The following is a 20,466-nucleotide window of genomic DNA, read 5'->3' on the forward strand; positions in this document are numbered from 1 at the left end:
TATTTGGCAGTCGGCCATGACCGACTTTGCATTTTAAGGTGGTAAACATGAGATTAGTGCCTCTTACCCTAGTTGCATTAACGACATTAACAGCCTGTGGCGGCGGAGGTTCGAGTGATTCGAATCCAGTTGCAGCAACAGTTAATGCAGGCTCAGATCAGCAAATTATTGAAAAAAGTGAATTTACTGTCTCTGCCAAAGGCTCTCCAGCAGATGGCACTTTTACCTGGGAGCGAGTCAGTGGCCCAGCAGTAGAAGGTTTTCCAGCTGAAGGCGCAGAACAAACCATTACCGCTCCTGATATTAAACTCGACTCTGAACTTGTTTTAAAAGTAAATTATCAAACTGATGGGCAACTTGTTTCCGATCAAGTTAGTATTTTTATTACCTCTAATAATCAACTGCCAGTTGCAGTGATCACTCAAACCGCGCCAGAAGAGTTACCATCACAATACAATGATGTGATTACATTAAGTGGCGAAGAGTCTGCTGATATCGATGAAAATGGTTCGGTTGATAGCTACTTATGGACTCAACTTGATGGTCCTGAATTAACGGCTGATAGTTACGACAAGCAAACCATTAGTTTCACTCACCCACTACTTGAATCAAATACAGCGATGACTTGGCGCTTGACTGTAACCGACGATGAAGGTGGTTCAGCAAGTACTGAAGCGTCGTTTACATTAAATAAAACGGTTGAAGTAATTATTGCTGATGCGGGCGTTGATCAGCAAGTTATCGAGTTTGATACCGTGACGCTTGATGCTAGCAATAGTGAAATCGTGACGGCAACAAAATCATGTTTTTGGCAGCAATTAACAGGCGAAACAGTGACTTTGGCAAACCAGAACCAATGTATCACAACTTTCGTCGCTCCTGATGTTGATACCGATTCAGAGCTGAGCTTTGAAGTTACCGTGACAGACAGTAAATCACGTAGCGACACGGATATTGTGATTATAGATATAAGCCCAAAACCTCTGGGTTTAATTAATGATACCGGCATGAGTGATTGCTACAACAACTCACAAAAAATTAATTGTGACAGCGAAGACTTTCCAAGCCAAGACGCTGATATAGGTCGTGACAGCGTCGCAAATCAACTCGATAAAGTTGGTCAGGGTGACTTGGCGTTTGATTTTACGAAAATGAATGAATTTGCCGATGAACTACCTGATGATGCTACTCGCTTTAGCTGCGTACGCGATAACGTGACAGGGCTTATATGGGAAGTGAAAGAAGCAAGTTCAACATTGCCACCGTCAACCACCGAGCGTGCTGGATCAAATCATTATACTTGGTATCTAAATGGTTCAACTGGAGTGCAAACTGGCAGTGTACAAGGGGCTGCGGGCTCTTCATGCCCAAGTACTAGTAACTGTGGCTTGCAAACTTATATTGATGATGTAAATAGCCGCGACTTTTGCGGTGGTACAAACTGGCGTGTGCCCACTTACACTGAATTATTAGGGCTATTAGATTATGCCAAACAAGGTGAGTCTACGTTACTTAATACAGACTTTTTCCCTAATCAGCCTAGTGATACTCAGCTAAGTACTAGTAGCAGTTCGTTTATGCCATATTGGACCTCACAAACAGCGGCAGATGGTACAAGTCTATCGCAGGCCTATATTATTGATATGAGTAGTGCTAATGATTTAGCGTACCCCAAAAATAACACCGCCTTTGTGCGCTTAGTCAGAACGCCGGGAGAGTAATATGCGAAAGTTACCTTTAATTACCGCACTTACCGTTATTGCTTTGCAATCGGGTTATGTCGCAGCGCAAGTATGTTATAACGCCGTCACAGAGACCACCCCTGATAGCCGTTTTGTGATTAACGAAGATGGTACAGTCAGCGACAGCGCAACGGGCCTTATGTGGCAACGTTGTACATTTGGTCAAAGCTATAATAGTGAAACGGATACCTGTGAAGGGACCAGCCAGCAACTTACCTGGGGTGAGGCACTGCGCGGGGCTGAAAATGCAACCTTTGCTGATTACAGCGATTGGCATGTGCCAAATGTTAAGGAGTTAGCAAGCATTTTAGAGCACAGTTGTGTGCAGCCTAGTATTAACGAAACGGCGTTTTTATCAACTAAGCTGCAAAACTATTGGAGTAGCACTTCAGGGATCAGTCGCACTGATCTTGCTTGGGTGTATCAATTTGATAAAGGCATAAATAGCCTTCATGCAAAAACATCTGATGTTTATTTGCGTTTGGTGCGCTACGAAAAGTAATTTTTAATAACCTCTAACCGCGCTTGCTCAAGCGCGGTTTTTATTTCTGCCCCTTTAATACCTTGCGCAATAAACTGCTGCGGATTAACTGCACGCGCTTGCGCTGCTGCTTTTATTATTGACTCATAGCAGGCAACTGACTGTTGATGACTAACCTCTAAAACCTTTAATACCTGTTCAAAGCGTTCTGGGCGACGCCATAAATCAAGTTGATTAAAGCTGCTAAAAATAGCCTCGCTAGTCGGTTTTTCTGCGCTTAACGTTGTTTGATGTATTTGACTAAATAGCGCTAAATCACGTACTTCATTAGGTAAGCGTATGCTAGTTGCAATGGTATTTATCTCGTCACTTGAAAGCGATAAGGTGACTTGACTGAATAACACTGCAATGTCATTAATTTGCAGTTTATTAGCATAGGCAAAGCGTGCTTGTAGCGTGTTGTAAAGCTCATCGCACCACTTTTCTTCAAGCTCCGCGCTTACGACATGCAGACCGCCAATACTAGCAAGCACATTTAGAAACTCGCTAAATGCACCGTCACTGAGAGACTTTTCGCACTCTAACCACACTCGTTCAGCGGTGAGAGTGTTAAGTTCACCCGCCTTCACCATATCAATTAAAAGAGCTTTGGTTTCTGGAGCAATAGTAAAACCTAGGTAATGATAACGAGCGGCAAAACGGGCTACCCGTAATATTCTCAATGGATCTTCACTAAAGGCATCAGAAACATGACGAAGTAAGCGATTTTCTAAGTCTTGTTGGCCAGAAAAAGGGTCAATTAAGCTGCCATCTTCAGCTTGTGCAATGGCATTTACAGTGAGATCTCGGCGAATTAAGTCTTGCTCTAGTGTCACATCCGGCGCGAAATCACAAATAAAGCCGTTATAGCCTTGGCCTTGTTTTCGCTCGGTGCGAGCTAGCGCGTATTCTTCTTTACTTTGAGGATGTAAAAATACCGGGAAGTCTTTACCAACTTGTTGATAGCCTTGACTAATAAGTTGCTCAGGCGTTGCGCCAACCACCACATAGTCACGCTCTTTAATGTCACGACCAAGTAGGGCATCTCTGACTGCGCCACCGACTAAATAAACCTGCATAAAACACCTCTAATTTTGCCTTTTGGCTATTTTACGTTATTTAACCAATAAAATGTAAACAAGGTTTTAAGTAGCGAGGTTTTTTGCCATTATAGACCGTGATTTTAAACGCAAGGAATAACACGGTGTATTTAAGCTATTTTGGCTTGTCAGAAAAACCCTTTTCAATTGCCCCAAATCCTGAGTATTTATTTCTTAGTGAGCGTCATAAAGAGGCATTAGCACACCTTACCTACGGATTAGGTGAAGCGGGTGGCTTCGTTTTATTAACAGGTGAAGTCGGTACAGGTAAAACAACACTAACGAGAAGCCTGCAAGAGCAGCTACCTGAAAATACTCAAGTAGCACAAATTCATAACCCTGCTTTGTCACAGCTTGAACTGCTTGCCAGTATTTGTGATGAATTGAATATCGACTATGACAGCACTAATGCGACCTTAAAGACCCTCACTGATGTAATCAAAAAACACCTTGAGGCAAATAATCAAGCAGGCGGCCATACCATCTTAATTATTGATGAAGCACAACTACTCGCGCCAGATGTGTTAGAACAGTTGCGGCTGTTAACCAATATCGAAACAGATCATAAGAAGCTGCTGCAAATTGTGTTAGTAGGGCAACCTGAGCTTCAAGAGCTACTAAAACGCACTGAATTAAGACAACTTGCTCAGCGAATCACTGCGCGTTATCACTTATTGCCACTAACTGAAGGGCAAGTGTTTGCCTATGTTAAGCATCGTTTGTTTAAAGCGGGGACAGAACAAGCTTTATTCTCGGGTGATGCATTAAAAGCGATTTATCAAGTTACTCAAGGCGTTCCAAGGTTAATCAATTTACTGTGTGAGCGTTGCCTAGTCGGCGCGTTTTCTCAACAAAAGCTGAGTATTGACAGTGAGCTTGTGATGCGCTCTGCCGCCGAAGCACTTCCGCCAACCAGCACTCCTGTTGCTGCAATAGAAAATAAAGAGCCGAGTTATGTTTGGCTTTACCCAGTTTCATTTTTAGCCGTATTAGGGATGGGTATTGGTTTATCCTACCTAATATAACGAGTTTACATTTATGTCATTATTATTAGATGCAATTAAACAGTCAGGTCAGCACGAACAAACCGCGGTTGATCACGATCAAGCTGCACTAGCGCTCAAACAACAGCAAGAACTTAAACGTTATCGTCGATTAGCTTTTTTATTTGGCCTATTACTAGCGGCAATATTAACGCTTATGGCTGGATTTTCGATTGGTAAATGGTTACAGAAAACTAAACCATTTGCCGAGCAGCCAAAGGTCGTTAATAACAACAATGAAGTGACCGAAAGCACCTCGACTGAGATTAAGACAAGCCCTGAAAACGAACAGCCTGCTAAACAAGAGCAAGTAGCACAAATTCAACCTCAGCAAGCTAAAAATAATGCAGGACAAGCAGCTGCTATTCAGCAAGGTCAAGTAATGCAACAAGCAGCGGTACAGCAACAAATGATGCAGCAAGTTCCGGTGCAAGGTCAGCAATATCAATGGGTGCAAGTGCCAGTTAATTCAGCTCCTGTGTACGCCAATCAAGGCTATCAAGTACAACCTCAGTACCAGCAACCGGTATACCAAAATCAGCCTGCGTATCAATCACAGCCACAGTTCTCGCAACCAATGCAGCAAATTAATCCTCAACAAATGAGTAGTAACGGTGTCGATTTAAGTAAATATAAGGTGCTTGGTAAACCACTCGGTAGTCAGCCAGTTCAACCTGTTTCTACATCATCAGCCAATGATGAGTTAAGAGATGTGCCAGATACATTGAAAGACGCTTTTGCTAAGGCTGTTGAAGATGTTGACAGCAAACGTAGTGTCGATATTACTCGAAGTACTAAAAACACGTCCTATGCAGAGCCTATTGAACTCTTGCCAGATGCATTACAAAGCCTTATTCCAACAATTAAATACCAAGCACACATCTATGCTTCAGAAACGTCTAAGCGTTGGATAAAGCTTAATGGCCGAGAGTTATATGAAGGAGATAACATCGGCGTGTTATCTGTGGTTGAAATCACCCCTGAGCAAACTTTATTAAGCTACGATGGTTATGAGTTTACATTAAAAGCATTACAAGACTGGCCTGAGTAGCCAGTCTTACTAAGGGCTAAGGTAAAATAGAGTTCTTAAAGAAGCGGATCAGATCGATATTAAAGTCAGTCGGTCTGACAGCTGCTTCTAAGCTATCGTGACAGCGGCTGTTTGCTAAATCGATATCTTGTACTTCGGTATAGTGTGCATGTTTGGCATTATAAAAAACCTTTACAGAGGGCTTTAATGGGCTGGTAGGGTTACTACGTGTTACCACTCCTAATTTTTGGCTTTCAAGTTTTACCAAGGTGCCAACAGGGTGAATACCGATACACTGTATAAATTTGGTTACTAGGTCTCCATCAAAGCTATCAGGGCAGCCATCTTTAAGTATCTTAAACGCCTTTATTGGCTCCATACCTGCTTTATAGACCCGCTCAGCGGTTAATGCATCATACACATCAACAATTGAAGCCATACGTACGTACAAGCTTATTTCATCAGCGCTTTTACCAAATGGGTAGCCACTGCCATCTAGGCGCTCATGGTGGAACCCTGCTATATCAACAGCAATACCGCTCAAGCCTGCTTGCTCTAAAATCTCTTTACTAAAGCGAGCATGATCTTGAATGGCTTTATATTCGTCATCTGTTAACTTGCCTGGCTTATTGAGAATTTCATCCGGAATATTAATTTTGCCGATATCGTGCAGTAATGCACCTGTGGCAATTTCTTGGATTATCGATCTTTCTATCCCTAAATGTTTGGCAAAAATACTCATTAAAATTGATACGTTGATTGAATGCTCGAGTAGATAAGCATCTTTCTCACGCATACGAGTGATACAGGCGAGGGCGTCTTGATTACGAAAAACCGAATCAATAAAACCGTTTGCTAGGTCTTTAAAAGGAGCTATATCAATTTTATTACCATCACGTATATCGTCAAAGGCTTTGTTTTGTAATGACTTTGCTTCGTTATATAAGCTATTTGCCTTACTCATTTCTGCCGACACACTATGAGTGGTGTGCCAGGGATCAAAAGCAGTGGTGTCGTCAGCAGGTTGTGGGTTATTTTGCTGCTCAACCACTTTATTCTCACTGTCTAAAGTCAGTGTTTTGTTTGGGTCGATAGCTATTTCTAATATACCAGCCTTGATCAGCTTGTCTATGCTTCCCTGTGTTTTTACCCAACCTTGGTTTTTAATACGGATCTTGCCAGTCTGTTTCGTTACACTTTGGACAAACATGCCCGGCTTAAGTTGATTGATAGGGAGTGTTTTCAAGGCCTTTACTTCTAATCGAGTTCAATACTATAAAACTAGCAGAAAATTTGTATCTCGGTAAACAAGAATAATGAAAAGGTATCTTTAAAAATCAAAAAGCCCTCGCAATTGCGAGGGCTTTTATTTAGCTCAGGAGGGGTTAATTTCCTTTAATCAATACGATTACTCGTCGTCTTCAACCAATGTCATTAGTGATGTATTACCACCAGATGCGGTTGTATCAACACTAATTGTTTTCTCAGTTAATAAACGCTTGATTAGCGTGTCGTAGTACTCTGAGCTGATCACTGGCAGAATCGCACCTTTACGCTGTGCTAGCTGCTGGCTGAAGTAGCCTAAACGTGATGAGCGTGCAGCTACAACAGCACCAGCAAGGTGAGGATGTGCTAAAATTGCTTGTAACTGATTAGGTTTAGCAACTTGGAATACACCCTCAGCAATACCTGTTGAAATAAACTTATCCCTAAATGCAACTGCTTCATCAAAGAATAACTCAGAAGCAACCGTGATTACTGTGTTACCAGCAGCTAATGCTGTGATAATTGAAATTGCCCAGAAGTTAAACGATGTGCTCTTGTCGGCATAACAAACTACACAACCACGAGGCTCTAAGTGCAGCGTATTAGACTCACCCGTTGGCCCAGGCAACACAGTGTGTTTACGCATGTGTTTTTCAAGACGGTTAAGCTGTGCACGTGCATCAGCTAAGGTTAACGCTAAGTCATCAGCAAGTTCATCAATGATTTCAACAGTCGCTACTTTTGCAAGTAATTGACGAACAGCAGAAACTCGGTCGTTAAGTGGTGTTGCACGCCAGATTTTTTCATCACGTAATGAGTTATCCATCAGCTTAGCAACTTGCTCAGCAGCACCTGAGTAGTGGTGAGTATCTAACTCATCAGGTGTTAGATTTGTCATTTGTACGTTATCTGGTGATGCTTTTTCTTTCACAAGACGTTGTAAGTAGTTAGGGCCACCGGCTTTAGGGCCTGTACCAGATAAACCACGGCCACCGAAAGGTTGTACGCCAACAATCGCACCGATCATATTACGGTTGATGTAAACGTTACCTGCACGTGACATTTTCGCTAAGTACTCGCAGCGCTCTTCGATACGTGAGTGCACACCCATGGTTAAGCCAAAGCCAGTGCCATTGATTTGATCAATCACATTATCAAGCTCTGTGCCTTTGAAGCGGATGATATGTACACACGGGCCAAAAACTTCGCGTTTAAGCACCGATAAATCTTTGATCTCGTATAAACGAGGTGCAAAGAAATAAGCACCGTTTTCGCTGTTATCAGGAATTGCACATTCATAGTGAAGTGTTGCATTACCTTTTAAGTACTCAACGTGGTCAGTTAAGTTTTTAAGTGCTTTTTCGTCGATAACAGGACCGATATCCGTTGAAAGTAATGAAGGGTCGCCAACGTGAAGCTCTTTTAAAGCGCCTTTAAGCATCTCAATGATGCCATCAGCAACATCTTCTTGTAAGAATAATACACGTAGTGCAGAACAGCGTTGACCAGCACTTTGGAAACCTGAACTGATCACATCATCAACAACTTGTTCTGGTAGAGCTGTTGAGTCAACGATCATACAGTTTTGACCACCGGTTTCAGCGATAAGCGGTACTTGAATATCGTTACGCGCAGCAAGTGTTTGCGAAATGAGAGTCCCTGTTTCTGTAGAACCTGTGAACATAACAGCTTGAATTCGCTCATCAGGAACGATAGTTTTACCTACTTCGCTACCACGAGCAATAACAGGTTGTACAACATGCTCTGGTAAACCTACAGATAGCATAAGTTCAATGGTACGAAGAGCAATTAGGCTGGTTTGCTCAGCAGGTTTAGCAATAACTGTGTTACCAGTTACGATTGCTGCGGCAACTTGACCTAAGAAGATAGCAAGCGGGAAGTTCCATGGGCTGATACATAAGATCACACCACGCGCTTCAAAGCGTTCATCTTCTGATAGTTCCTCAGCGCGTGCTGCGTAGTAGCGGCAGAAATCCACTGCTTCACGAACTTCATCGATACCATCTTGGGTAATTTTACCTGCTTCTTTAATACAAATAGCGACAAGTTCATCGTGGTGACGCTCTAGGATATCAGCAACGCGGCGTAGTAAGTTTGCGCGCTCTTTAACAGGTGTCTGTGACCATGATTCAAATGCTTTCTCTGCATTTTCTAAAAGTGCAGTCATCTCTTCTGATGATTGTAATTTCACATGACCAATGATTTCTTTATGGTTTGCAGGGTTCTTCACAGGGATAGAACCTTCAGGCACATCGCTTAATTCAATACGATGCTCTTCAAACCACGTATCAAGGTTTTCTTTAAATGGTGTGATTACATTGATGTCAGTCAAGTCCATGCCTTTTGAGTTAGCACGTTCTTCACCATATAAATCAATTGGCATTTTAATTTGCGTATTGTATTTATTACGTAAACCTTGCAGCGTTTCGACAGGATCAGGTAATAGTGATTCAACAGGCTTAGTGGTATCAACTATCGCATTTACGAATGATGAATTAGCACCGTTTTCTAATAAACGACGTACTAAGTACGCAAGTAAGTCTTCGTGCTGACCAACTGGTGCGTAAACACGACATTGAATTTTTTCTTTCTCAACGATTTGATCAAATAATGACTCGCCCATACCGTGCAAGCGTTGGAACTCAAAACCTTCGTTGTCGCCTTTCGCGACTTCTAAAATTGTTGCTGCAGTATATGCGTTGTGTGTAGCAAATTGCGGATACAGAACATCACGAGCTTCAAGTAGTTTGATAGCACACGCTTTGTAAGAAACGTCAGTGGTCGCTTTACGTGTGAATACAGGGTAGTGATCTAAACCATCTTGCTGAGTCGTTTTGATTTCGGTATCCCAGTATGCGCCTTTTACAAGGCGAACCATTAATTTACGACCAACGCGACGAGCAAGTTCTGCAACCCACTCAACTACAAAAATAGCGCGTTTTTGATATGCTTGAACTGCTAAACCAAAGCCGTTCCAGTTACCTAAATCGTCATCGCTAAATACTGCTTCAATCACATCTAGTGAGATATCTAAACGGTCAGCTTCTTCAGCATCAACAGTAAAGCCGATATCGTAGCTTTTCGCTGCAAGCGCAAGCTCTTTTAACTTAGGTACGATTTCAGCGATAACACGCTCGCGATGAGTGAATTCATAGCGCGGGTGAATTGCAGATATCTTAACTGAGATACCCGGGCTTTTGATTGGACCACGGCCATTTGCCGCTTTACCAATTGCGTGGATAGCAGTCATATAGCTTTGGAAGTAACGCTCAGCATCTTTCATGGTGCGCGCGCCTTCACCTAGCATATCGTATGAATATACGTAGCCTTTTTGCTCTTTATCCGCTGCACGTTCAATTGCTTCGTCAATAGTACGACCCATAACGAATTGCTTACCCATGATCTTCATCGCGAAGTTCACAGATTTACGAATAACAGGCTCACCTAGACGACCTATTGTTTTCTTAAGCACACCGAACTGTTGCTCTTTCGATTTGTCGCTGTAATTAACCATTTTACCGGTTACTAACAGACCCCAAGATGAGGCGTTTACAAATAAAGAATCGCTGCTACCTAAATGAGAGCTCCAGTCACCTTTAGCAAGTTTGTCACGAATTAGTGACTCTTGCGTCGCTTTATCTGGAACGCGTAATAGTGCTTCTGCAAGACACATTAAAACAACGCCTTCTTCACTTGAAAGTGAAAACTCATTTAATAGTGCATCTACACCGCTTTGACCATCCTGATCGCGACGGATATTTAAAACCATTTGACGAGCACGTTCCCACGCTCGGCTACGCGCTTTCACGCCTACTTCAGCCAAAGGCAAAATGTGATCAATAACCGCATTTTCGTCAATACGGTAGAAATCACGGATCTTTTGTCTAATTGGACATTCAGTTGTCAAATCGCCATTAAATAGCATATGTAACCCTCTGGTGTGTGGAGTCTAAAAAATGAACTAATTGCATTTCTTACCATTGATATAATTCGTGCATTCTAATTAAAATCCAGCAGAATATGCTGGTTAAATTTTTCGATTTACGATAATTTACAGGGCATACCGTTAACTTAGCCGCATAAAATTCTGTTATGACCAGTCCGAATAGATTACGCATGTTAGATCGCATCGATTTAGCAATTTTAGACGCTCTGCAAAAAAATGGCAGAATATCGAACGTAAACCTCGCAAAACAGGTAAACCTGAGCCCAAGCCCGTGTCTAGACCGTGTAAAACGTTTAGAGCAAGAAGGCTACATCGAAGGCTACTACGCAAAGCTTAGCGAAGGTAAACTTAACCAGAGCTTGTTAGCGCACGTGCAAGTATCCTTGGTGACATCTAATACATCTGTTTTTAAAGTGTTTCGCGAGTATATTTTAAATATTCCTCAAGTCGTTGAATGTGACATGGTTGCTGGTGGCTATGACTATTTATTAAAAGTGCGAGTCTCAGATATGGATGAATACCGCCAAGTGCTTGGAGATTTAGTTGATATTCCAGGGGTTGGTACACATCATACTTATATGGTTATCGAAAAAATTAAACAAGATACCGGACTTAGATTCGATATATAGATACAAAAAAAGCACCAATAGGTGCTTTTTTGCAGTTTTACCGGTTATGCCCAGCCGTCATAGCGTTTACGGCGAGATAACACTACAGTTAGGATAATGCCTAACAGTAAACCAATAAATGCAATGGCACCGCCATAAGTTAATAGCTGGCGTTTCTCTTTAGCACTTGCGGTTTGTTTTGCATTACGCTCAGACTCGATGGTGTTCTTAAGGGTTTCGATTTGCTTGCTAAGTGCTAGGTTTTGATCTGTCAGTGCTCTATTTTGTTCTTGTAATTGCGGCAGCTCAATCTCTGCTTGACGAAGTTGCTCTTGCATTAACGTCATATCATTATTTAGGGCTTGAAATTGTTGTTGGATACCTGCATTTTCGGTTACGAATTTTGCTTCTACCCAGCCTTCACGATCTTTATCATCACGAATTTTAAAGTAACCATTATCTTCATCCGATAACAACATAACTTGTGTACCTGCATCGACTGAGCCCAGTATACGGTAGTTTTTGCTTGGACCAGAGTGCATAAAGGTGTACAGGTTATCGACTATATAGGCGGTGTTTTGGCTGTCGCTGCTTGGCGCTTCTTCTGCGTAACTAATAAAAGAGGTGGCCGCAAGGAGCAACCCAAAAATACACTGTTTTAACATCAATCTACCTTGTTAATGTGATCTTGCCTAGAAGTGGCTAAATTTATAATTTCTTTAAGTATAGAGATAGTAGGGATTTCAACTATCAATAGCAAGGCTGATATTGTAATCCGTGATTAGACTTGGTCGCAAAAATCAGGAAAAAATTTGCATTAAGTAGCTGCTTTGTTTATTTTGAGCACTTATTTATTTTAAATGTACTCCGCAAAACGAATGGATACTGAGATAGAACTGAAGTTTTTGGTGTCAGATGCCGTTGTTCCACTGATCCCCGCATTAATTACCCAATTTGCAAAAACCGTTACTAATAAACCGTCGCGAAGCTTACAAAATGCTTATTACGATACGCCAAGCCGAGAATTACGTGCTTTAGATATTGGCCTACGCACTCGTTGTTGCGATAGTGATTGTGAGCAAACCATCAAACTTGCCGGCGAAGTGGTTGGTGGTCTTCATCAGCGCCCTGAATACAACTTGCCACTCACAGGTAATCGCCCTGATTTACTTGCTTTTGATGCCGCTATTTGGCCGCATGGAATGCAAGTGTCTGCCATTGCTGAGAATCTATACCCAATTTTTAGTACAAATTTCATTCGCCGTACATGGTTACTCGAAACCGAAAATGGTGCAAAAATTGAAGTGGTGTTAGATAAAGGTGAAGTTGCTGCATCGGGTCAGGTTGAGCCTATTTCTGAACTTGAAATCGAACTTATCGAAGGTAGCCGCAATGAACTGTTTGCATTAGCGGATAAATTAGTTAGTGAGAGTCATGTTCGCTTAGGTCTTTATTCTAAAGCTGCACGTGGTTATGGGCTTGCCGATGACAAGCCATTAAAAGCAAGTAAATCAATCGGCTTTGTGCCGTTAAAACGTGATGCTACGCAAGAGCAAGCATTAATCGAAAGTATCAACTACGCGATTCGTTTTGTACAAAAACATGAAGCGTGTTACTTCATTAAACCGAGTTTAAAAACGCTTAAGCGTGTGACCGATGGTATTCGTTTAATTCGTCATACATTTTGGCTTTTTGACGACATTGTTAGCAAAGACGACACTGAATCATTGCGCACTGAGTTAAAGTGGTTATTAAGTGAATTAGCTTGGGTTGAAAATGCAATTCAGCTAAAAACGTACACTTCAAAGCGCCATGCATACTACAAAAAGATCAACAGTGCGCCAGAGCTCACACAGGTTATTAATGACTTAAAAGAACTACAGCCAAGCATTGACGATATTGAAACACTATTCCATAGCACCCGATACAACCGCTTGCTATTACAGCTAACGACGTGGTTAATTGAAAAGCAATGGCGCAAATCATGGGGGCAAGCTGAGTTTCAGGCTGCGGAAAAACCGGTTGCCGATATTGCTAAGCGTTTATTTGCTAAAGATTGGCACGACATGCACGAGCTCATTCCTGAGCAGCAAGTGTTTACAGATAAAGATTATTTGGCACTGCGCACGCGTCTTGAAAACTCATTACTTAGCGGCAACTGCTTAGGGGCTTTGTTCGATAGAGAAGATCGAAATGAGTTTCGTATGCCGTGGGTCGATATCTCGCATGGTATTTATGAGTTAAGTACCCTTGAGTACTTAAAGCAATTATGTGCAGGACAAGACGACTTAGAGCTGACAAAAATTCAATCATGGCTTGATCAAAAGTCTGAATTTTTAGTGAGTGCAATGGAGCAAAGTCGCCACGCTTCATTTAATACAGACCCTTACTGGCTGTAAATCAATGCGCTTTGGCCTATGGATTGGGTTAGCATGGTTGAGTTTATCGGCATTTGCTAATCCTATCGAATGGAAAACTTACAAACAGCAAGACGATATTAAAGTTAGCTATAAAAAACACGACACTGGCATTGTAGAAATTAATGCCTCTGTGCTGGTTAAAAATGCCAAAGCAAGTGACTTTATGGCGTTGTTAAGTGATACCGACAATGCACCAAATTGGCTTGAAAATGTAAAAAGCGTGACCTTAATGGAGCGCTTAAGCCCCTCGGAAACGCTTGTTTACACCCATTTTAATTCGCCTTGGCCGGTGTCAGACCGAGATTTAGTGAGTTACTCTTGTTATCATGCTTTGGATGAACACAAAACAGAGTTACAAATCAAAAGCCAACCGTATGCAAAAGCCGAAGTTGCAGGCATTGTGCGTATTAAAGACCTTACCGCTTATTGGCGTTTAGAAGAGCAACAAAGCAATTTGTTGGTACGCCATCAAGCCTATGCAGATCCAAGTGGCTCAATTCCCCGCTGGTTAAGTAATAAAGTGTCGTTAAAAAGCGTCTATAAAACTCTAGAAGCACTCCGAGAACAATTAGCTAATAATCAATTTTCTCGTATCAAATCACCCAGCCGTATCGGTTCATGCCCTCATTTTGAGTAGTAATACAAAAATATTACATATAATTACAAAAGATTGATTGAAATTGTTCCTTTTTTAAATACACTCTGTTTCGTTTTTATTACAGGGATATTGTATTTATGGAACTTAAGCCGTTTGCTACAAGTCGGTGGTATGCCTTTGTTGAGGAAAATACTCGGTTGGCAATGTTATGGCTAGCTGGTGTCACTTTATTTATGGCATTTAGAGTGTTTTTCTTATTCTATTTTTATGACCATCTTAGTAGTCCTTTAACACTCGATACATTTGCAACGACATTAAAAGCAGGCTTTGCCTTTGATTCTGCTGCTGCTGGTGTTTGCTTAGCAATTCCATTTATTTTTAACTGTTTCTTACAACCAATTCGAAAATCGCATTGGGTTGCTAGTGTTCGTCATTACAGTGCTCAGATATATCTTAGTTTAAGCGTGTTACTATGTGTTGTTAGTGTGACCTACATAGCTGAGTATGGTAGTCAGTTTAATTACTTCATGTTTGAAGGGCTGCATGACGATCAGGCCGCAATTCTCAAGACAGTCGCTATGCAATATAAACCATGGGGTAGTGTCATTACATTATGTGTTTTATTGTATTTTTCATTTAACATTTGCAATTGGATTAATCGGCATCAGCTTCATGTACTGAGTAATTTGTTTACGGATTGTAAAGTCAAGCGCACAGTGCTTGTTATAATCATGGTTGTTTTAACAATTTGTGCTGTAAGAGGGTCTTTTGAATCTCGCCCTGCAATGCGCAAATGGTCTGCAGTGACACCAGATCCTTTCGCCAATAACTTAGTCATAAATCCGTTGAGAAGCTTTATATACGCAATCAGAGATTATAATGAACTTCAGAGTCATGGCGCTAACTCCAAGAATCCTTATTTAGCTAATGATCAATCTATTAGCGAACCGCTAATTAATTTAAAGCATACTACAACTGGCGTACTTACTACGCAGCCATCGAGAATATTTCTTATCATAATGGAAAGTTATGATTCGTGGCCATTGCAAGAAAAGTATTTTGGGCTAGGTCTTACAACACAGTTACAAAAACTGGCTGAAAAAGGTTTGTATTTCCCAGATGCATTGCCTGCAGCGAGTAGCACAATGAACTCGCTTTCAAGCATCTTATCCGGCATTCCTTATGCAGGCGTTAATATGAGCAAGATTGGCCCACAAAAACCAGCTAGTCCAATGTCGTTATTCGAGCAATTGGAACAGCAAGGCTATCGCAGCCAGTTTTTTTATGGGGGGTTATTGTCTTGGCAGAATATTGGGACATACGCAAAATCACAAGGTGTTGATAGATTATATTCAGCAGCAGACATGGGAGGTAAAGGTTCAGCTGGTGTGTGGGGTATAGATGATCAACAACTATTCGAACTGGTTGCTAATAAAGCGAAAGAAAATACCTTTAATGTTGTAATGACAACCAGTTATCACGGACCTTTTAATTTAAATTTAAAACAGTATGGCTACCCCTTGGAGTCTATTGATGATTACCCTTCAGCATTACGAGAGTTAAACTCAGAACTTTTGTCGCCCTATACACTTGGCCACCTTTGGTATGCGGACCATATGCTTGGAGAGTTTGTTGATAAGATGGAGTCGCAATACCCTGATGCACTTTTTGTTATTACTGGCGATCATTACAGCCGTCGTTACATTCATGACCAGCCTAATTTATATGAACTCACTCATGTACCCATTGTTTTTTATGGTCAAGCTATACAGCAACTAAAGGCAGAACCGCAGCTGGCCAGCCATATGGATATTGCTCCTACAATTTTGAATTTGGTGGCAAAGCCAAATAGTGCATTCTATAGCGTTGGTAAATCACTATTATCACCAACAACAGACCGGACAATTTTTGGCTTTCAGACAGCTCGCAAAGGACAACAATTATGGCGAGGTGACTTTTCGGGGATTTATGAATATCATTTGATCAACGAAAAGCAGCGATATGATGTGCGTTACAACAAACAAAGCACACCTTTTGCAAAAATAGATGACGCAACATTCAACGCATATAACCAATATATGGGCATAGCGTGGCACTTGTTGCTAAAAGGCGAGCAGTAGGAAAAGCATGAAAGAACCAAAAATTCCCTTGGTTAATAAGCCAAATGGTATTGGTATTGGACGCATTTTTAAAGCAACTAAATGTTCAGTTAAAGGATTTAAAGCGGCATTTAAAGAAGAGTCCGCATTTCGCTCTGAAATCTACCTAGGGGTGTGTTTATTACCTTTATCAGTCGTGCTTGCACAGTCTTTGAATCATTGGTTAGTGCTGTTTATTCCTTACTTATTACTATTAATCGTCGAGTTACTTAACTCGTCAATAGAAGCACTGACTGACCGAGTAGGGATTGAGTATCATGTATTATCAGGGCGTGCTAAAGATATGGCTTCAGCGGCAGTGACATTGGCGTTGCTAATTCTAGCCTTAGTCTGGGGTGTGGCAGTTTACGAAAAAATTATAAGTTATCTTTAAATCAGATAAGCCAGAAATAAAAAAAAGCGCCGAAGCGCTTTTTTATTTTATCTAACCTATTACAGACCAGCTGCTGCGCGAAGTGCGTCTGCTTTGTCTGTGCGCTCCCAAGGGAACTCTTCACGACCGAAGTGACCGTAAGCCGCAGTCGGTTGATAGATAGGACGCTCAAGATCAAGCATATGGATTAAGCCGTAAGGGCGAAGATCAAAGTGCTCACGTACTAATTCGATTAGACGCGCTTCTTCTAATTTACCTGTACCAAATGTTTCGATACTGATTGATGTTGGCTCTGCAACACCGATAGCGTAAGAAACTTGTAGCTCACATTTATCAGCAAGGCCAGCAGCAACCACGTTTTTAGCAACGTAACGTGCAGCGTATGCAGCGCTGCGGTCAACTTTTGATGGATCTTTACCAGAGAATGCACCACCACCGTGACGAGCCATACCACCGTATGTATCAACGATGATTTTACGACCTGTAAGACCACAGTCACCCATTGGGCCACCGATTACGAAACGGCCAGTTGGGTTGATGAAGAACTTAGTTGCGCTTGAGATAAGCTCAGCAGGAAGAACCGGTTTAATGATAGTTTCCATTACCGCTTCAACTAAGTCGTTTTGTGAGATTGAATCACAGTGTTGAGTTGAAAGAACAACTGCATCAATGCCAACAGGCTTGCCATTTTCGTATGCAAACGTTACTTGAGATTTTGCATCTGGGCGTAACCAGTTAAGCTCACCGCTTTTACGAACTTCAGCTTGACGCTGAACTAGACGGTGTGAATAAGTGATTGGTGCAGGCATTAAAACGTCAGTTTCGTTACATGCATAACCGAACATTAGACCTTGGTCACCAGCACCTTGCTCTTCAGGACGAGCACGGTCAACACCTTGGTTGATGTCTGGAGATTGCTTACCGATAGTGTTTAGGATTGCACAAGAGTCAGCATCGAAACCCATGTCAGAGTGCGTGTAACCGATTTCACGTACTGTTTTACGTGTGATTTCTTCGATATCAACCCAAGCGCTAGTTGTGATTTCACCACCAACCATCACCATACCAGTTTTAACGTAAGTCTCACATGCAACACGGGCATGAGAATCTTGCTCTAAGATAGCATCTAGAACCGCGTCAGAGATTTGGTCCGCGATTTTATCCGGATGACCTTCAGAAACAGATTCAGAAGTAAATAAATGTTTTGCCATTGTATTTCTGCTCACAAATATTGCGCTTCACAAACGTCGGTAATAGCGCTAAAAAATTAAGGGGCGTATTTTATCGAAAACAAATATGTTTGCATAGTAATTTTACGCCTAGACGTCCATTTAAAATTACTAATAACGTATTGTTCTTAATAAACGCCCATAATTGGTGCATTTAATGCGGATTTTTAATTGCACTGTACCCTTACAATAAGTAAGAATGGGGCTTCATAAACAACCAGCGCAAATACATAAAGGTAGGAGAATTCATGCCATCACGCAAAGAACTTGCAAATGCTATTCGCGTCTTATCAATGGACGCAGTACAACAGGCCAAATCTGGCCACCCTGGCGCCCCTATGGGCATGGCAGATATCGCGGAAGTACTATGGCGCGATTATCTAAAGCACAACCCTACGAATCCAGAGTGGGCAGACCGCGATCGATTTATTCTTTCGAATGGTCATGGTTCAATGCTGATCTATTCTCTACTGCACTTAAGTGGCTATGACTTACCACTAGAAGAAATTAAAAACTTCCGTCAAATGCACTCAAAAACACCAGGTCACCCAGAGTATGGTTACGCTCCTGGTATTGAGACTACTACGGGCCCATTAGGTCAAGGGATCACAAATGCAGTGGGCATGGCAATCGCCGAAAAAGCGCTAGCTGCACAGTTTAACCGTGAAGGCCACGATATTGTTGATCACTTCACGTACGCATTCATGGGCGATGGCTGCTTAATGGAAGGTATTTCTCACGAAGCCTGTTCATTGGCCGGTACATTAGGCCTAGGTAAACTAGTTGCGTTTTGGGATGACAATGGCATCTCAATTGATGGTGAAGTAGAAGGTTGGTTCAGCGATGACACACCAGCACGCTTCAAAGCATACGGCTGGCACGTAGTAAGCGATGTAGATGGTCATAACCCAGATGCAATTCGCGCCGCAATCGAAGAAGCTCGCAGCATTACTGATAAGCCATCACTCATTTGTTGTAAAACAGTGATTGGTTACGGTTCACCTAACAAATCAGGTAGCCATGACTGTCACGGTGCACCTCTAGGCGAAGACGAAATTAAAGCATCTCGTGAGTTCCTAGGTTGGACTGGCGATGCATTTGAGATCCCTGCTGATATCTACAGCGAGTGGGATGGCAAAGAAAAAGGTAAGCAACTAGAAGCAAGCTGGGACGAAAAATTTGCCGCTTACGCAAGCGCGTACCCTGAACTTGCTGCTGAGTTTAAACGCCGTACAAATGGTGAGTTACCAGCTGATTGGGCTGAAAAGTCACAAGCTTACATCGAAGAGTTACAAGCAAACCCAGCAAACCCAGCAACTCGTAAAGCATCACAAAATGCATTAAACGCGTTTGGTCCATTATTACCAGAATTCATGGGTGGCTCTGCTGACCTTGCTGGTTCAAACTTAACACTTTGGGATGGTTCAAAAGGCTTAGAAGCAAACGATGCAAGCGGTAACTATATTTTCTACGGTGTACGTGAATTTGGTATGTCAGCGATTATGAATGGTATTGCACTGCACAAAGGCTTTATCCCTTACGGCGCTACTTTCTTAATGTTCATGGAATACGCTCGTAACGCAGTACGTATGGCGGCATTAATGAAGCAGCCGAGCATCTTCGTATACACGCATGATTCAATTGGTTTAGGTGAAGATGGTCCAACGCACCAACCAGTAGAGCAAATTGCTAGCATGCGTTTAACGCCAAACTTAGTGAACTGGCGCCCATGTGACCAAGTTGAGTCTGCAATTGCGTGGCAACAAGCTATTGAACGTAAAGATGGCCCAACGTCACTGATTTTCACTCGCCAAGGCCTTGAGCAACAAACGCGAACTGCACAGCAGTTAGCTGATGTGAAAAAAGGTGGTTACGTACTTAGCTGTGACGGTGAGCCAGAACTTATCCTTATCGCAACGGGCTCTGAAGTACAGCTTGCACAAGATGCCGCTGCAGAACTTCGTTCACAAGGTAAAAAAGTACGCGTGGTATCTATGCCTTCAACTGATCTATTTGATGAGCAAGACGCTGCATATAAAGAAAGCGTACTACCAGCAAGCGTAACACGCCGCGTAGCAATCGAAGCGGGCATCGCAGACTACTGGTACAAATACGTAGGCCTAAATGGCGCAGTAGTAGGTATGACAACATTCGGTGAGTCAGCACCGGCAGGCGAACTATTCAAGCACTTTGGTTTCACTGTTGAAAACATCGTAAACAAAGCAAACGCTTTGTTCTAAGCTTTAGCCGCTAAAATTTAAAAGCCCGCCCTGTATAACCACAGCGCGGGTTTTTTATTGCGGTTAGCTAGAGCAAAGTGAAACCTAACGGTTTTAGCTCTCAGCTTTCAGCCGTCAGCTTTAAAAATTCCTCACCGTAGGCGTGAAATTTATTTGGCGGGAAAAGTCATG

Annotated in this window: 15 protein-coding genes; 10 read left to right on the forward strand and 5 right to left on the reverse strand. The window is 42.1% G+C overall.

The window, feature by feature from the left end; genetic code table 11:
- Window positions 1–47 precede the first annotated feature (47 nt).
- Together L1D46_RS00080 and L1D46_RS00085 are read left to right on the forward strand one after the other, a co-directional pair.
- Window positions 48–1,721 (forward strand): DUF1566 domain-containing protein, encoded by a 1,674-nt coding sequence (locus tag L1D46_RS00080; RefSeq protein ID WP_239976500.1) that lies wholly within the window; start codon window positions 48–50, stop codon window positions 1,719–1,721.
- A 1-nt stretch (window position 1,722) separates the two neighbouring features.
- Window positions 1,723–2,244 (forward strand): DUF1566 domain-containing protein, encoded by a 522-nt coding sequence (locus L1D46_RS00085; protein ID WP_130050676.1) that lies wholly within the window; start codon window positions 1,723–1,725, stop codon window positions 2,242–2,244.
- Here L1D46_RS00085 and L1D46_RS00090 read toward each other — a convergent pair.
- Window positions 2,232–3,341 carry a tRNA nucleotidyltransferase gene (locus L1D46_RS00090; RefSeq protein WP_239976501.1) on the reverse strand — a complete coding sequence of 370 codons (1,110 nt, stop codon included), beginning with the start codon at window positions 3,339–3,341 and terminating at the stop codon, window positions 2,232–2,234. The two genes, L1D46_RS00085 and L1D46_RS00090, sit on opposite strands and share 13 nt — an antisense overlap.
- Window positions 3,342–3,466: 125 nt before the next feature.
- Here L1D46_RS00090 and L1D46_RS00095 point away from each other — a divergent pair, with 125 nt between their 5' ends.
- Together L1D46_RS00095 and L1D46_RS00100 are read left to right on the forward strand one after the other, a co-directional pair.
- Entirely contained in the window at window positions 3,467–4,387 is a 921-nt protein-coding gene (locus L1D46_RS00095) for an AAA family ATPase (RefSeq protein ID WP_239976502.1), read from the forward strand.
- A gap of 13 nt (window positions 4,388–4,400) precedes the next feature.
- Window positions 4,401–5,456, forward strand: coding sequence for a general secretion pathway protein GspB (locus L1D46_RS00100; protein WP_239976503.1), 1,056 nt, complete (start codon window positions 4,401–4,403; stop codon window positions 5,454–5,456).
- Between the two features lie 16 nt (window positions 5,457–5,472).
- Here L1D46_RS00100 and L1D46_RS00105 read toward each other — a convergent pair whose 3' ends face one another.
- Both L1D46_RS00105 and putA read right to left on the reverse strand, forming a co-directional pair.
- A complete protein-coding gene (locus L1D46_RS00105) occupies window positions 5,473–6,681 on the reverse strand; it encodes an HD-GYP domain-containing protein (RefSeq protein ID WP_239976506.1) in 1,209 nt (402 codons plus the stop codon).
- 162 nt (window positions 6,682–6,843) lie between these two features.
- A complete protein-coding gene (gene putA, locus L1D46_RS00110; RefSeq protein WP_130050681.1) occupies window positions 6,844–10,647 on the reverse strand; it encodes a bifunctional proline dehydrogenase/L-glutamate gamma-semialdehyde dehydrogenase PutA in 3,804 nt (1,267 codons plus the stop codon).
- A gap of 167 nt (window positions 10,648–10,814) precedes the next feature.
- On the opposite strand from putA, the gene L1D46_RS00115 reads away from it, so the two are divergent.
- Window positions 10,815–11,297, forward strand: a complete 483-nt coding sequence (locus tag L1D46_RS00115; protein WP_130050682.1) for a winged helix-turn-helix transcriptional regulator — start codon at window positions 10,815–10,817, stop codon at window positions 11,295–11,297.
- A 44-nt stretch (window positions 11,298–11,341) separates the two neighbouring features.
- Here the strand turns inward: L1D46_RS00115 and L1D46_RS00120 are convergent, their stop codons facing one another.
- The gene (locus L1D46_RS00120) at window positions 11,342–11,941 is read right to left on the reverse strand and encodes a TIGR04211 family SH3 domain-containing protein (protein WP_130050683.1); all 600 of its coding nucleotides are present in this window, start codon (window positions 11,939–11,941) and stop codon (window positions 11,342–11,344) included.
- 213 nt (window positions 11,942–12,154) lie between these two features.
- Here L1D46_RS00120 and L1D46_RS00125 point away from each other — a divergent pair, with 213 nt between their 5' ends.
- The 4 genes from L1D46_RS00125 to L1D46_RS00140 all read left to right on the forward strand — a co-directional run bounded on the left by L1D46_RS00125 (window position 12,155) and on the right by L1D46_RS00140 (window position 16,826).
- The gene (locus L1D46_RS00125) at window positions 12,155–13,675 is read left to right on the forward strand and encodes a CYTH and CHAD domain-containing protein (protein ID WP_167658545.1); all 1,521 of its coding nucleotides are present in this window, start codon (window positions 12,155–12,157) and stop codon (window positions 13,673–13,675) included.
- 4 nt (window positions 13,676–13,679) lie between these two features.
- Entirely contained in the window at window positions 13,680–14,333 is a 654-nt protein-coding gene (locus L1D46_RS00130; RefSeq protein ID WP_130050685.1) for an START domain-containing protein, read from the forward strand.
- 98 nt (window positions 14,334–14,431) lie between these two features.
- Window positions 14,432–16,414, forward strand: a complete 1,983-nt coding sequence (locus L1D46_RS00135; RefSeq protein WP_239976508.1) for an alkaline phosphatase family protein — start codon at window positions 14,432–14,434, stop codon at window positions 16,412–16,414.
- A 7-nt stretch (window positions 16,415–16,421) separates the two neighbouring features.
- Window positions 16,422–16,826 carry a diacylglycerol kinase gene (locus tag L1D46_RS00140; RefSeq protein WP_130050687.1) on the forward strand — a complete coding sequence of 135 codons (405 nt, stop codon included), beginning with the start codon at window positions 16,422–16,424 and terminating at the stop codon, window positions 16,824–16,826.
- A 59-nt stretch (window positions 16,827–16,885) separates the two neighbouring features.
- On the opposite strand, the gene metK is transcribed toward L1D46_RS00140, so the two are convergent.
- Window positions 16,886–18,037, reverse strand: coding sequence for a methionine adenosyltransferase (gene metK / locus L1D46_RS00145; protein ID WP_130050688.1), 1,152 nt, complete (start codon window positions 18,035–18,037; stop codon window positions 16,886–16,888).
- A gap of 266 nt (window positions 18,038–18,303) precedes the next feature.
- Between metK and tkt the strand changes: the two genes are divergently transcribed.
- Window positions 18,304–20,295, forward strand: coding sequence for a transketolase (tkt, locus tag L1D46_RS00150; protein WP_130050689.1), 1,992 nt, complete (start codon window positions 18,304–18,306; stop codon window positions 20,293–20,295).
- Window positions 20,296–20,466: the final 171 nt, after the last annotated feature.

The sequence above is a fragment of the Pseudoalteromonas sp. Isolate3 genome (genome assembly GCF_022398505.1).
Taxonomy (GTDB): Bacteria; Pseudomonadota; Gammaproteobacteria; order Enterobacterales; family Alteromonadaceae; genus Pseudoalteromonas; species Pseudoalteromonas apostichopi.